The 14,206-nt window shown below is 40.7% G+C and carries 8 protein-coding genes; all 8 read left to right on the plus strand.

Annotated elements, in window-relative coordinates; all coding sequences use genetic code 11:
- Positions 1 to 33: 33 nt before the first annotated feature.
- The 8 genes from Vgang_RS05560 to Vgang_RS05595 all read left to right on the plus strand — a co-directional run bounded on the left by Vgang_RS05560 (position 34) and on the right by Vgang_RS05595 (position 14,073).
- The gene (locus Vgang_RS05560; RefSeq protein ID WP_105902121.1) at positions 34 to 507 is read left to right on the plus strand and encodes a GAF domain-containing protein; all 474 of its coding nucleotides are present in this window, start codon (positions 34 to 36) and stop codon (positions 505 to 507) included.
- Between the two features lie 159 nt (positions 508 to 666).
- Entirely contained in the window at positions 667 to 1,302 is a 636-nt protein-coding gene (gene proQ / locus Vgang_RS05565; RefSeq protein ID WP_105902120.1) for an RNA chaperone ProQ, read from the plus strand.
- Positions 1,303 to 1,319: 17 nt separating this feature from the next.
- Positions 1,320 to 3,326 carry a carboxy terminal-processing peptidase gene (prc, locus tag Vgang_RS05570; RefSeq protein ID WP_105902119.1) on the plus strand — a complete coding sequence of 669 codons (2,007 nt, stop codon included), beginning with the start codon at positions 1,320 to 1,322 and terminating at the stop codon, positions 3,324 to 3,326.
- A 219-nt stretch (positions 3,327 to 3,545) separates the two neighbouring features.
- Positions 3,546 to 4,217, plus strand: coding sequence for a hypothetical protein (locus tag Vgang_RS05575; protein WP_105902118.1), 672 nt, complete (start codon positions 3,546 to 3,548; stop codon positions 4,215 to 4,217).
- A 136-nt stretch (positions 4,218 to 4,353) separates the two neighbouring features.
- On the plus strand, positions 4,354 to 6,960 hold the full coding sequence (pepN, locus tag Vgang_RS05580) for an aminopeptidase N (protein ID WP_105902117.1): 2,607 nt from the start codon (positions 4,354 to 4,356) through the stop codon (positions 6,958 to 6,960).
- Positions 6,961 to 7,398: 438 nt separating this feature from the next.
- Positions 7,399 to 12,243 (plus strand): NAD-glutamate dehydrogenase, encoded by a 4,845-nt coding sequence (locus Vgang_RS05585; RefSeq protein WP_105902116.1) that lies wholly within the window; start codon positions 7,399 to 7,401, stop codon positions 12,241 to 12,243.
- 114 nt (positions 12,244 to 12,357) lie between these two features.
- The gene (gene pyrD, locus Vgang_RS05590) at positions 12,358 to 13,368 is read left to right on the plus strand and encodes a quinone-dependent dihydroorotate dehydrogenase (protein ID WP_105902115.1); all 1,011 of its coding nucleotides are present in this window, start codon (positions 12,358 to 12,360) and stop codon (positions 13,366 to 13,368) included.
- A 162-nt stretch (positions 13,369 to 13,530) separates the two neighbouring features.
- Entirely contained in the window at positions 13,531 to 14,073 is a 543-nt protein-coding gene (locus tag Vgang_RS05595) for a cell division protein ZapC (protein WP_105902114.1), read from the plus strand.
- The last annotated feature ends 133 nt before the right edge of the window (positions 14,074 to 14,206 follow it).

Below are 14,206 nucleotides of genomic sequence, written 5' to 3' on the forward strand. Positions count from 1 at the left end.
TACGTAAAATTGTTTGAATATGGAAAATAAAGCATGAGTTTAAAGATGTACCAACGAATCACCGCTCAAGTAAAAGCATTAATTGAGTCTGAACCGGATCTTATTGCTAACTTATCTAATATTAGTGCGTTATTAAATATGGAGTTAGAAGAGATCAACTGGGTTGGTTTTTACTTGCTTAAAAATGACGAATTGGTATTGGGTCCATTTCAAGGTAATCCTGCTTGTGTGCGCATTGCCGTTGGCAAGGGTGTGTGTGGAATTGCCGTTGAGCAGAATGCCGTGCAACGTATCTACGATGTTCATCAATTTGAAGGACATATTGCCTGTGATGCGCAAAGTAATTCGGAACTTGTGATTCCATTTACAGTCAACGGTAAAGTGGCTGGCGTTTTAGACATTGATAGTCCAAATGTGGGGCGTTTTTCTGAAATCGATGAGCAGGGTCTTGTTGCAATGATGAAAGAAGTGGAAGAGATTTTTCAATCACATCATGATGCAAAATGATTTTTTAGACTTGGAAAACACAAATTAACGCCACTTAGGTATAATAACTGGTGTTAATTTGCATGTGTTGGTGGTTTTTCATTTCCATCTCACTATAATAGCCTGAATTATTTATATGAACACCCGTGCGGAATGAGACCGCACCAACCAGGAACCCTCATGGAAAACACTGAAAAGTTAAAGAACAGCAAAGAAGTGATTGCCTATATTGCTGAACGTTTCCCACAATGCTTTACTTTAGAAGGCGAAGCAAAGCCTTTAAAAATTGGTATCTTTCAAGATCTTGCTGAACGTCTAAGCGATGACCCTAAAGTAAGTAAAACTCAATTACGCGCTGCGTTACGTCAATATACTTCTTCTTGGCGTTACCTTCACGGCGTGAAATTAGGTGCTACACGTGTTGACCTTGATGGTAATGCATGCGGTGAATTAGAAACAGAACATGTAGAACATGCTCAAACGACATTAGCGGAAAGTAAAGCTCGTGTACAAGCGCGTCGTAAAGAACAAGCTGAAAAGAACCGTGAAGAACGCGTTGCAAAAGCGAAGGCGAAAGCAACACCAAAAGCGCCACGTAAGCCAAAACCTGAATCGAAAAAAACAACTCAAAAAGTTGCGCCTGTTGAAACTCGTGAATTGACGTCAGATGAAGTCGTCATCGGCAAAAACATCAATGTAAACATGGGACAAGGCAATATGGCAGCAACGATTGTTGAGATCAATAAAGACGATGTGCGTGTCCGTCTTGCTAACGGCTTACAAATGGTCGTAAAAGCGGAGCACTTACGCGTATAGAAAGGATATTCCTACGCATGAATTGCCGATTAAAAGTTTCACTACTTGCTGCTAGCTTAACGCTAGCAGCAAACTCTGCATTTGCTGTTCAACCAACGATCAGCGAGTCTCAAATTCCAACGCTTTCTCCTGAAACTCAGCATGCCATTGCCAGTCAGAGGGTAGCGAGCCGTTTTACTCGCTCTCACTATAAGCACTTCAATCTGGATGATGCATTTTCTAAAGGCATTTTCGATCGTTATCTCGAATCTCTTGATTACAACCGTAATATTTTTACTCAAGCTGATATCAATAGCTTCAAACCATTTGAAACTGAAATTGATGATCAACTGAAATCGGGTGATACCACAGCCGCATTCGACATGTTCAATTTGTCGATGAAGCGTCGTTATGAGCGTTTTAGTTATGCATTGACGCTTCTCGATCATGAGATCAAATTTGATACTGATGAGAAAATGGAGCTTGATCGATCAAAAGCGGCTTGGCCGAAAGATACCGCAGAAGTGAATGAGCTTTGGCGCCAACGTGTAAAATACGATGCATTGAATCTTAAATTAACAGGTAAAAAATGGCCTGAAATTAAAGAGTTACTAACGAAACGTTATAATAATGCAATTAAACGTATCACTCAGGCTCATAGTGAAGATGTCTTCCAAATCTATATGAATGCGTTTGCTCGTCAAATTGATCCACATACGAGTTATCTATCTCCACGTACCGCTGATGAGTTTCAATCTGAAATGAGCTTGTCGCTAGAAGGTATTGGGGCAGTACTGCAATCAGAAGATGATTATACGATTATTCGCTCTTTAGTCACTGGTGGTCCTGCCGCGACTTCGAAAGAATTGTCGGAAGGCGATAAGATCATTGCTGTTGGTCAAGATGGTAAGAAAATGGTCGACATCATCGGTATGCGTCTTGATGATGTGGTGCAATTAATTAAAGGTCCGAAAGGAACCAAAGTGCATTTGCAGATCTTGCCAGAAGGGAAGAATGCAAAAAGTCACGTTGTCACAATTACGCGAGACAAGATTCGTCTAGAAGACCGTGCCGTTAAATCAAAAGTGATTGAAAAGAATGGCAAAAAAATCGGAGTTCTGGAAGTCCCAAGTTTCTATGTCAGCTTAGCGAAAGACACCAATAAATTATTACAAGAGTTTAATAAAGGCGGCGTTGATGGCGTTGTCGTTGATTTGCGCAATAATGGTGGTGGTGCGTTGACTGAAGCGATTGAGCTTTCAGGTTTATTTATCACTCAAGGACCAGTGGTTCAAGTTCGTGATAGTTACGACCGAGTTAATGTTGATAGCGATACCGATGGCGTTGAGAATTATAGTGGTCCATTGACAGTTTTGATCAACCGTTACAGCGCATCAGCGTCTGAAATTTTTGCCGCTGCTATGCAAGATTACGATCGCGCTATTATTCTTGGCGAGAATTCGTATGGTAAAGGTACGGTTCAGCAGCACCGTTCATTGACACATATCTATGATACTTTTGACCAAGAGTTGGGTTATGTGCAATATACGATTCAAAAATTCTATCGTATTAGCGGTGGTAGTACACAACGTAAAGGTGTTGCTCCTGACATTCCATTCCCGAGTGCGGTAGCGCCAGAGGACACCGGTGAAAGTGTGGAAGACAATGCTTTACCATGGGATCAAATTCCTGCTGCCAATTATACACAGGTAGAATCAAAGTCTGACTTAAAAGCGGAAGTCGCGAAACTTGAGCAATTGCATCAACAACGCATTGCAAACGATCTTGAGTTTAAATTTATTAACCAAGACATTGCTAAGTACCAAGCAGAAAAAGACGATACGACGATTTCTCTGAACGAAAAATATCGTGAAGCTGAAGTGGAAAAGGCGGATAAAGAGCGTTTAGAGCGTGTGAATCTTCGCCAGAAACAAGCGAATAAGCCAGCGTTTAAATCTTTGGATGACATTCCTAAAGATTATGAGGCGCCTGATGCGTATTTAGATGAAGCGGTTGCTATCACAGCGGATTTATCTAATGCTTAAGCCATTTTCATACAAGCGATGAAGATAATATGAAAACGAGACTATTTTAGTCTCGTTTTTTGTTTTTCTATTTAGGAATTTTATCCACTATTTTCCATTCATATCATATTGATAGATTTAATAAAAAGTGATTATTTTTGCGGCTAAGAGATCTGCCATCTAAGATTAAATGAGACCTTATGTAGTGGGTATCATTCAAATCAGCTTAGAGGGCAAACAATGAAAAGTGTCATTATGCTATTAAGTTGTTTAACTCTTGGGGCTGCCAACATCGATCCTCCAATCAAGCATGATATGTTTTTATTTGAAACCCCATTTTTGATTGGTAAATGGCACATCATCAACCCAAACTTAGAAACCCGAAATAGTGATGAGTTTCTTTCTATAACTTTGTTATTGGAATCCAATTACCGTTTTAGAATTTGGGTAAGAAATAAAGATCATACCGTAAAAACGTGGTCTGGTGACTATTCTGCGGATGAACATAATCTGGTTATTGGATTATCTTCCTCGTCTCCTCAAACCTTTGAATACAATGTAAACCCAAGCCAGCTCATACTGAATGGCGTCACCATGACGAAAATTCTTCCTAGATATCTGTCTGGTTATTGGCGTAGTAGCGTGGTGAAAGGTGATGATGTTTCTGCCAGTAAAATTTCTGAAATTGATTTGGTTCTTTACCCTAATTTTTATTTTTCTATTCAATCCTTTACCTATACGGGCATGAAAAAATATCGTGACGGCGTGTACTACATTGAAGATAACAATATCTATTTTATTTTCGATGATGGTGAGCAGGAATCGCAGTTTGCTCTTAAGCGCGATCAACTTTTCTTAACCAATGAAGATTCAGATACCTACATTGCCTTTCACCGTGGTGGGTTAGACTGATTTTTGAATATAAAACATTCAAATTCATTATTTTTACTACAATCACTAGCTTTAGTCACATGTCTCAATGGGCAAGGTTAATATTATATGTCAGAATGGTTTGGATTTTTTTCGAATATGAAAAGGAAGTATTTATATGACAAACCAGCCGCAAGCTAAGTATCGCAAAGACTATACCGCACCAGAATTTACTATTACCGATATTGATTTAACTTTTGATCTTTATGATGAAGAAACAAAAGTGACCGCTGTGTCCAAAGTCTTAAAGCAAGGAAATTCAACGACGCTGACTCTGGAAGGCGAGCACATGGCGCTGGCTGGTTTGCAGATTAATGGTGAAGATTGGTCTGACTATGAAGTCACCTCAACTCAACTTCATATTCACCAATTACCTAATGAGTTTGAATTGACGGTGGTGACAGACATTAATCCGTCTGCCAACACGGCATTAGAAGGGCTGTATAAATCGGGTGGTGCTTTTTGTACCCAATGTGAAGCCGAAGGTTTTCGCCGAATTACGTATTTTCTTGATAGACCGGATGTTTTAGCCAAATACACCACCACGGTTATCGCTGATAAAGCGGCCAATCCATTTTTACTCAGTAATGGTAACCGTATCGATGAAGGTGAGCTCGAAAATGGCCGTCACTGGGTGAAATGGTCTGATCCGCATCCAAAACCATCTTATTTGTTTGCCCTTGTCGCCGGTCAGTTTGATGTATTACGCGATAAGTTCGTGACGAAATCAGGGCGTAATGTCGAGCTTGAGATCTATGTGGATCAAGGCAATTTAGACCGTGCACCGCATGCGATGACGTCTCTTATCAATGCGATGAAGTGGGATGAAGAGCGCTTTGGTTTAGAGTATGACCTTGATATTTATATGATTGTTGCCGTTGATTTCTTCAATATGGGGGCAATGGAAAACAAAGGCCTAAACATCTTTAACTCTAAATACGTTTTGGCAAACGATCAGACAGCAACCGATACGGATTATCTAGGTATTGAAGCTGTGATTGGGCATGAATATTTCCATAACTGGACGGGTAACCGAATTACTTGTCGTGATTGGTTCCAACTCAGCTTGAAAGAAGGGTTGACCGTATTCCGAGATCAAGAATTTTCATCCGATCTTGGCTCACGCGCTGTGAATCGCATTAACAATGTCCGCATTATTCGCGGCCCTCAATTCGCGGAAGATGCGAGCCCGATGTCTCATCCAATTCGTCCTGATAAAGTCATAGAAATGAATAACTTCTATACTTTGACTGTATACGAAAAAGGCAGTGAAGTGATCCGAATGATCCACACCTTATTGGGTGAAGAGGGTTTCCAAAAAGGCATGAAGCTATATGTTGAGCGTCATGATGGCACGGCGGCAACTTGCGATGATTTTGTTGCGGCGATGGAAGATGCTTCTGGTGTCGATTTAACACAGTTCCGCTTGTGGTATAGCCAGTCGGGTACGCCAGTAGTGACGGCAAATACTGCATATGATGCAGCAGCTAAGACCTTTACTTTAACTTTGAGTCAGAAAACTGAGCCGACATTGGATCAGCCAAATAAACAAGTATTGCACATTCCGATGAATGTAGAACTTTACTCACCTGATGGTGAAGTGATTCCAATGATCATTGAAGGCAAAGCGGTTGGTAATGTTTTAGATTTCACTCAAGACACTCAGCAATTTGTGTTTGAAAATGTAGAGCAAGAACCGATCCTTTCTTTATTACGTGAATTCTCTGCGCCAGTGAAACTTGGCTATCACAGCAAAGATGAAGATTTGGTTTTCTTGATGAATCAAGCGCAAAATGAATTCGCTCGTTGGGATGCAGGACAAACATTGCTGGCAAAATACTTACGTCAAAATATTGCAGCATGCCAAGCTAATGACGAAATGGCATTGCCTCAGTCTGTTCTTGACGCATTTAAAGGTATTTTATTAAGCGAATCACTTGAGCCCGCTTTCATTGCCGAAATGCTAACCTTACCAAGCCAAAATGAAGTGGCGGGTTGGTTTAAACCTGTTGACGTTGATGCCATCGCCAAAGCGTTAGGTTTCATCAAACGTACGATTGCGGCAGAGTTAGTGGATGAGTTGACCGCAATGTATCACAGCTTAAAACAAGATAAATATTCCATTGAACATGCGGCTATTGGTCAACGTGCGCTTCGAAATGTGTGTTTATCTTATCTGGCGGTAACTGATGAGGGTGAGTCACTGGTGTCTGCGCAATATGAGTCAGCGAATAATATGACAGATACCATGGCTGCGATGAGCGCGGCAAACCAAGCACAACTAGGCTGTCGTGAATCTCTGATGAAAGATTTCAGTGATAAGTGGAGCCATGATGGTTTGGTGATGGACAAATGGTTTATGTTGCAAGGCACCAATCCTGCAGATAATGCATTGGATGTGATTAAGCAAACCATGTCGCACCCAACATTTAGCCTTAAAAACCCGAACCGCACTCGCAGTTTAATTGGGGCATTCTTTGCGCAAAACCCTGTGAATTTCCATGCGATTGATGGTTCAGGTTATCAGTTTGCCAGTGAAATATTGGTGACTTTAAACGAAAGCAATCCGCAAGTGGCATCGCGATTAATTGACCCGCTATTAAAATATCGTCAATACGATGATACTCGTCAAAATTTGATTCGAGTGGAATTAGAAAAACTGGCGGGGTTAGATAACTTAGCTAAAGACTTATATGAAAAGATTAATAAGGCGTTAGAAGCTTAAAAGCTTTTATACCTTTAGAAGCTTTCATATCTTTGGAAGCTTCCATATCTTTAAAATCGTTCATATTTTCTACTTTTTAGAGCAGTCCATTTGGGCTGTTTTTTTTTGTTTATCCACAACTAAGGGTAGTTCAAAACTCCGCCTTGGTTATATCGTGTAGCTATTTGATTTGTATTAATGTCTATGTCTAGATTTTTTATTGTGTACCTGAGTCACATATTCGACTTTTACTCTGTTTGTTGCTTGGAAAAGATTTAACTTTCTAACAATACTACTCTTACAATACCGCTGTGCATTCTCAGCAATTTTGCAACGATTCATCTTTTGTATCTATAGATGAGATTTAGGTAACAAAAGAGTGAGGTTGAACTTAACGATTGAGAATAGTCATAACGTGAATACACATAATAAAAAAACATCCATTTGTGGAGTATCGATATGCCGACGAGAGAAAAAGTCACTCCTGTTTTATTGGAAAAAGTCTACCAACTCATTGAAGACAAGCTAGATGATGAGACTCAAGGATTAGTTAAAGCGCTAGCTGAACATTTATACAGTAATGTGTCACAAGATGATTTGTTTCAACGAAATGAAGCGGATTTATACGGGGCGGTTGTCAGTCTATGGCAGCATGTGGCTGAAAAAGATGAAAGCCAAGTTTCTGTACGCGTATTCAATCCAACATTAGCAAAACAGGGATGGCAATCGACTCATACTGTCGTGGAAGTGGTGGTGCCTGATTCTGCATTCTTGGTTGATTCTATTAAGATGGCATTGAACCGCTTAGGGTTTACTAGTCACTTTATGGCAAATGCCCCAACCAAAGTTGCCCGCAGTGAAAAACATATTATAGGTATCAATCAAGACGTTGGTGAAATGCAGTCACTCTTTCATATTGAAATCGATAGGGTGAACGATAAACAACGAATGGATGGTTTGAAACAAGAGTTATTGAATGTTTTGGGAGATACGCGCTTAGTTGTTGAAGATTGGCAATCCATGTCTGCCCAATTGGAAAAAGTAATTCAAGAAGCCGAAAAAAATCGCGATAGTACACCCATTGACTCACAACGTATGGAGGAAGGTCTTGCCTTTTTACGTTGGCTTGGGGCACATAATTTTACTTTTATGGGTTATAAAGAGTTCGATCTCAACCCAGTAAAAGGGGATTTCGAGCTTGTTCCATCAAGTTCTGCAGCATACGGTTTGTTTACCAAGCCAGAAAGAGTGAGAAGCTATAAGTTATCGGAGTTAAGTGAATCTGCAAAAGAAGAAGCGAGAAAACCCGAGTTACTTATCTTAACTAAAGGCAGTACAGCTTCAACGATTCATCGTCCTGCGCACATGGATTCTATCGGTATCAAGAAGTTTGATAACAAAGGTAATGTGATTGGCGAACATCGGTTTATTGGTTTATATACTTCTGCGGTTTATAACCAAAGTGTTGAAAATATTCCACTTATTCGCGATAAAGTCAGCCGAATTTTAAATTCAAGTGGTTATTTGAAAGGCTCGTATTCCTGGAAAGCACTGCATAATATTTTAGAAAATTACCCAAGAGATGAGTTGCTTCAAGCGCAAGAAGCCGAGTTGCTTGAAGTGGGTATGGGCGTCGTTCAAATGCAAGATCGTGATCTTTTACGTTTGTTTGTACGGAAAGACCCGTTTGGACGTTTTTATAGTTGCATGGTGTATGTTACGAAAGAACGCTATAACACGGAATTAAGACATAAAACTCAAAAGCTATTTAAAGAATACTTTAATAGTGAGCAGGAAGTTGAGTTTACCACGTTTTTCTCAGAAAGCCCGCTAGCAAGAACCCACTACATTGTCCGTGTAGATAACACCAATCAGGATATTAACGTTAAAAATATTGAGAGGAATCTGATGGAAGCATCTTCAACTTGGGATGATCGCCTTTCTCAATTCATCATGAACCATTTCGGTGAGAATCAAGGTACTGAATTGGTTAAACAATACAAAGATGCTTTCCCTCGTTCATATAAAGAAGAGACCTTAGCCGGAGGCACTGCGGTTGCCGATATTGAGCAGCTTGAATCATTAAACGAAGACAATAAGTTGGGCATGCTCTTTTATCGACCACAAGAAGAGAAGCAGGATTCCAAAGCGGTGCGGTTAAAGTTGTACCACAAAGAAGAGCCTATTCATCTTTCTGATGTGATGCCGATGCTAGAAAATCTAGGGCTACGCGTGATCGGAGAATCGCCTTATGAGATCGAAAAAGAAGATGGCACGGTATTTTGGATCTTAGATTTCTCCATGTTGCATCGTGGTGATCAAAAAGTGGATCTTACGGAAGCTCGAGATCGTTTCCAACAAGCCTTTGCTGCGATTTGGAGTGGAGAGCTAGAGAGTGATGGTTTTAATCGTCTGATTTTATCGGCAGGACTAACGGGTCGAGAAGTGACGATTCTTCGTAGTTACGCTCGGTATATGAGACAAGTAGGTTTTCCGTTTAGTCAGCAATATATTGAAGACACTATGTCGTGTCATCCTAAATTAGCACAAGCCTTAGTCGAATTATTCATTAAGCGTTTTGATCCACAAGTAAAATCTCGCAGTAAAGCGGAAGACAAACTGATTGCGTTGATTAAAGAGCAATTAGAGAAAGTTGAAAGCTTAGATGATGACCGAATCATCCGCCGTTATATGGAAATGATTCAAGCAACAATCAGAACCAACTATTTCCAAACGGATGATCAAGGTCATGCGAAACCGTGGCTATCACTAAAACTGAAACCAAGAAAAATTCCCGAAATTCCTGCTCCGGTACCTGAGTTTGAAATCTTTGTTTATGCACCAGATGTAGAAGGTGTTCATTTACGAGCGGGTAAAGTAGCACGCGGTGGTTTGCGTTGGTCTGATAGACAAGAAGATTTCCGTACTGAAATCTTAGGCCTTGTGAAAGCTCAACAGGTGAAAAATACCGTTATTGTTCCTGTTGGTGCAAAAGGTGGCTTTGTCTGTAAGCGTCAAGCCGGTTTAACCAATCGAGATGAAATTTTTGCGGAAGGTCAACGTTGCTATAAGCGATTTATTCGTGCGTTACTCGATGTATCTGACAATATCATCAATGGTGAAGTGGTTCCGCCGAAAGATGTTGTGCGTCATGATCATGATGATGCCTATTTAGTGGTTGCTGCCGATAAAGGCACCGCGACATTCTCTGATATTGCCAATGCAGTTTCAGCCGAATATAACTTCTGGCTAGGTGATGCTTTTGCCTCAGGTGGTTCAAATGGTTATGACCACAAAGCCATGGGTATTACCGCAAGAGGTGGCTGGGAATCGGTGAAGCGTCATTTCAGAGAGATGGGTATCGATTGCCAATCAACCGATTTTACCAGTATTGGTATTGGTGATATGGCGGGTGATGTGTTCGGTAACGGTATGTTGCTCTCTAAGCATATTCGTCTGCAAGCCGCATTTAACCATCTTCACATCTTTATTGATCCCAATCCGGATGCTGAGAAAAGTTGGATCGAACGTGACCGCTTATTCAAGCTACCTCGCTCAAGTTGGGAGGATTACGATCCGAGTTTGATCTCAAATGGTGGTGGCGTATTCTCAAGACGAGCGAAGTCGATCACATTGACACCAGAGATCCAAAAAATGGTGGGGACGCAAAAGCCATCCGTTACGCCAACGGAATTAATCAAGTTACTTTTAAAGATGAAAGTCGACTTATTATGGAATGGTGGTATTGGGACTTACGTGAAAGCGTCCAGTGAAAGCCATACTGAAGTCGGAGATAGAGCGAACGATGGTCTGCGTGTCGACGGCTGTGAATTACGGGCTAAAGTGGTAGGCGAAGGTGGCAACCTTGGCATGACACAGCGTGGCCGTATTGAATTTGCTTTAGCTGGTGGCCGTGTTAATACTGATTTTGTCGATAATGTGGGCGGTGTGGATTGTTCTGATAACGAAGTGAATATCAAGATCTTCCTGAATAGCTTGGTCAGTAATGGCGATCTCACCATTAAGCAACGTAATGAATTGCTTAACCGTATGGAGAATGATATTTCAGACATCGTGTTAGAAGATGCCTATTGTCAATCTGAATCGATTTCAGTCAGCGAACATCAAGGGACCGCGCAGGTAAAAGAGCAAATTCGCTTTATTCATGCTCTTGAAAAGCAGGGTAAGTTAGATCGTGCACTGGAGTACATTCCTGACGATGAAACTTTACTTGAGCGAGAAAAACACGGTAAAGGCCTCACTAGACCGGAGTTATCCGTTCTCATTGCATACTCGAAAATGGTGCTTAAAGAGCAACTCGCATGTGATGAAATTGCCAATGATACAGCTAATGCAGAGCTTTTGATTAAATACTTCCCATCCGAGTTACAACGTCACTATAAAGATAAGATGGATACGCATCCATTAAGAAAAGAATTGATAGCGACATCATTGGCAAATCAAATGGTGAATGAAATGGGCTGCAATTTTGTTTCACGGTTGCAAGATGAAACGGGTGCCAGCGTTGTCGATATTACTAATGCTTATGTTGCGGCACGTGAGATCTTTGCAGCGGAGTCTTTATTTGAGCAAATCCGTTCACTCGATAATGTGGCCACAGCAGGAGTTCAGTATGAATTAATGATGTTCGTGCGTCGGATTTTACGTCGTTCATCTCGTTGGTTATTACGTAATCGCATGCTAAAACAAAGTGTTAGCGACATTATTCAGCATTTCCAAGCGGACGTGAAGCGTATCCAAAATGATCTTGATGCTTATTTGGTTAAATCTGAAGTCGAAGAGCATAACCAGTTAGCAAAAGATTGGATAAAACAGGGTGTGAATAAAGAGGTTGCCAATACGATCTCACGTTTAACCAGTTTATATTCATCATTAGATATTGCTACGGTGGCAGCGGAAAGTGGATCGTCTATTGATCACACAGCCAAGCTTTATTTCACTCTTGGGGATCGTCTATCGCTGCATTGGTTCTTAAATCAAATTAATAATCAACCGATTGATAATCACTGGCAAGCGTTGGCGAGAGCTACATTCCGTGAAGATCTAGATTGGCAACAACGTCAATTAACTCAGCAAGTTATTACCTGTGGAGAAACAGAAGATGTGGATACGAACCTTTCAGCATGGATAGAGACGAATCAAGTTTCTATTGAGCGTTGGGAAAGTATTCTTAATGAGTTCAAAGTCGGAGCGGCGCATGAATTTGCTAAATTTTCAGTAGCGTTGCGAGAATTGATGTTGTTGAATTTAAATTGTGCCGCAAATCAGTCACTCAAGCACTAAGTGTGAACATGAGTTAACCTGACTGCAAACGATTGCAACTGGTATAACGAGTGTAACAAAGGTATACTTCGCCCCGGATTTTTCGGGGCTTTTTTGATCTTATTTGGAGGAAGTATGCTTTATCGTATAGCCAGAGCTGGCTTATTTAGATTTAGTGCTGAAACGGCACATGAAATGGCTATTAAAAATTTAAGAAGATTAAATGGCACTCCTCTAGACTTTTTCTTCCGCCAAAACTTGCCAACACGAGCTGTTGAAGTCATGGGCTTAACGTTTAAGAACCCAGTAGGTCTAGCTGCCGGTATGGATAAAAATGGCGAATGTATTGATGCGTTCGGTGCAATGGGCTTCGGTTTCTTAGAAATCGGCACAGTGACACCGCGAGCACAGCCTGGTAATGAAAAGCCTCGTTGTTTTCGTATTGTTGAAGCAGAAGGGATCATCAACCGCATGGGCTTCAATAATGAAGGTGTAGATGCACTGATTGAAAATGTTAAAAAATCGAACTTTGATGGGGTGTTAGGCATCAACATTGGTAAGAATAAAGACACACCGATCGAAAAGGGCACGGAAGATTATTTAATCTGTATGGAAAAAGTGTATCCATACGCAGGTTATATTGCTGCGAATATTTCATCGCCAAATACGCCAGGATTGCGAACCTTACAATATGGTGAAGCTTTAGATGAACTATTGGCGGCATTGAAAGAAAAACAAGCAGAACTGGCTAAGCAATATGATAAGTATGTCCCGCTTGCACTTAAAATTGCACCAGACTTGACGGATGATGAATTAAAGCAAATTTGTGATTCTTTAAAGAAATATAAAATCGATGGTGTAATAGCGACGAATACGACATTGGATCGTACTTTGGTCGATGGCATGAAAAATTCAACAGAGGCGGGGGGCTTAAGTGGTCGCCCTGTACAGTCTCGCAGTACAGAAGTGATTCGTCAGTTATACAAAGAGCTTGGTGAAGAGATCCCAATTATTGGTGTTGGTGGTATTGACTCATACATTGCAGCAAAAGAGAAAATGCTTGCAGGTGCGAAATTAGTACAAGTATTTTCTGGTTTTATTTATAAAGGTCCAGCGCTTGTAAAAGAGATTGTGAAAAATATATAAAAATCAAGTATTCATTTTAATGAAAAAATGATTTCAGCCTGAAAAGAGGAACTAAGTTTTCCTCTTTTTTTTTGTTTATCCGTTTGTACAATCAAAGAACATCTTAACGGATAGACGAGAAGTGAAGTGTCTATTTCGCTTTTTTTTTGAGAGGCTGGAACAATGCTTAAACCGAGTGATACATGGAAATGGTATTACAATGAGACCAACAAGTCCCTTATGCTGGATCTTGGGCAGGACATGGTTTTCAGCGTAAATCTTCCTCAAAAACTTCTTATCAACAGTGCATTTCAAGAAAATGAGTTTTCTGTCGATGATGCATCGAGTTACCACAAATTCAAACAACAGGTGGATGTTCTACCGTTATCAGAGCCGCGCAAGGCTGAGTTGGCATTAAATAGTGTTGCAGCTAGACGCTTTCATAAGCCAGTTCAGCCTAAAAGTTGGTTCTTCTCTTCACAAGGGGGCGATTTTACCCCTGAAGAAGGGGAAATCGTCCATCTAAGAAATTGCTATTCAGAAGGCCATTTTATGGTGGTCGAGGTAGGAGAAACTGCGAGCATTTGTATTTCTGTCTCTTTGCGTGATTTCAGTCTTACAGAATCCAAAACGCTCAAATTCGCCGAACCTATAAAAGTGATGCACGATAGGTTTGCTAAAGCTAACTTGCATAGTCATTATGAAACCTATGCCATGGTAGGGTAACTGCCTCGGCATACGTTTAACCAGTTCGTTCCTTGTTGTTCATTCGGTCGGCCATAGTGCCGGCTTTTTTTTGTAAAAAATTCACTTCAAGTGGCGAGCCCAAGCCTTAATCCTTTCAAAAATTCATCGGAAG

Source organism: Vibrio gangliei, from assembly GCF_026001925.1.
GTDB lineage: Bacteria > Pseudomonadota > Gammaproteobacteria > Enterobacterales > Vibrionaceae > Vibrio > Vibrio gangliei.

Excerpts from the sequence above, each read along its gene's own strand:
- Vgang_RS05560 (WP_105902121.1), top strand. The coding sequence starts at position 34 with ATGAGTTTAAAGATGTACCAACGAATCACCGCTCAAGTAAAAGCATTA.
- proQ (WP_105902120.1), top strand. The coding sequence starts at position 667 with ATGGAAAACACTGAAAAGTTAAAGAACAGCAAAGAAGTGATTGCCTAT.
- prc (WP_105902119.1), top strand. The coding sequence starts at position 1,320 with ATGAATTGCCGATTAAAAGTTTCACTACTTGCTGCTAGCTTAACGCTA.
- Vgang_RS05575 (WP_105902118.1), top strand. The coding sequence starts at position 3,546 with ATGAAAAGTGTCATTATGCTATTAAGTTGTTTAACTCTTGGGGCTGCC.
- pepN (WP_105902117.1), top strand. The coding sequence starts at position 4,354 with ATGACAAACCAGCCGCAAGCTAAGTATCGCAAAGACTATACCGCACCA.
- Vgang_RS05585 (WP_105902116.1), top strand. The coding sequence starts at position 7,399 with ATGCCGACGAGAGAAAAAGTCACTCCTGTTTTATTGGAAAAAGTCTAC.
- pyrD (WP_105902115.1), top strand. The coding sequence starts at position 12,358 with ATGCTTTATCGTATAGCCAGAGCTGGCTTATTTAGATTTAGTGCTGAA.
- Vgang_RS05595 (WP_105902114.1), top strand. The coding sequence starts at position 13,531 with ATGCTTAAACCGAGTGATACATGGAAATGGTATTACAATGAGACCAAC.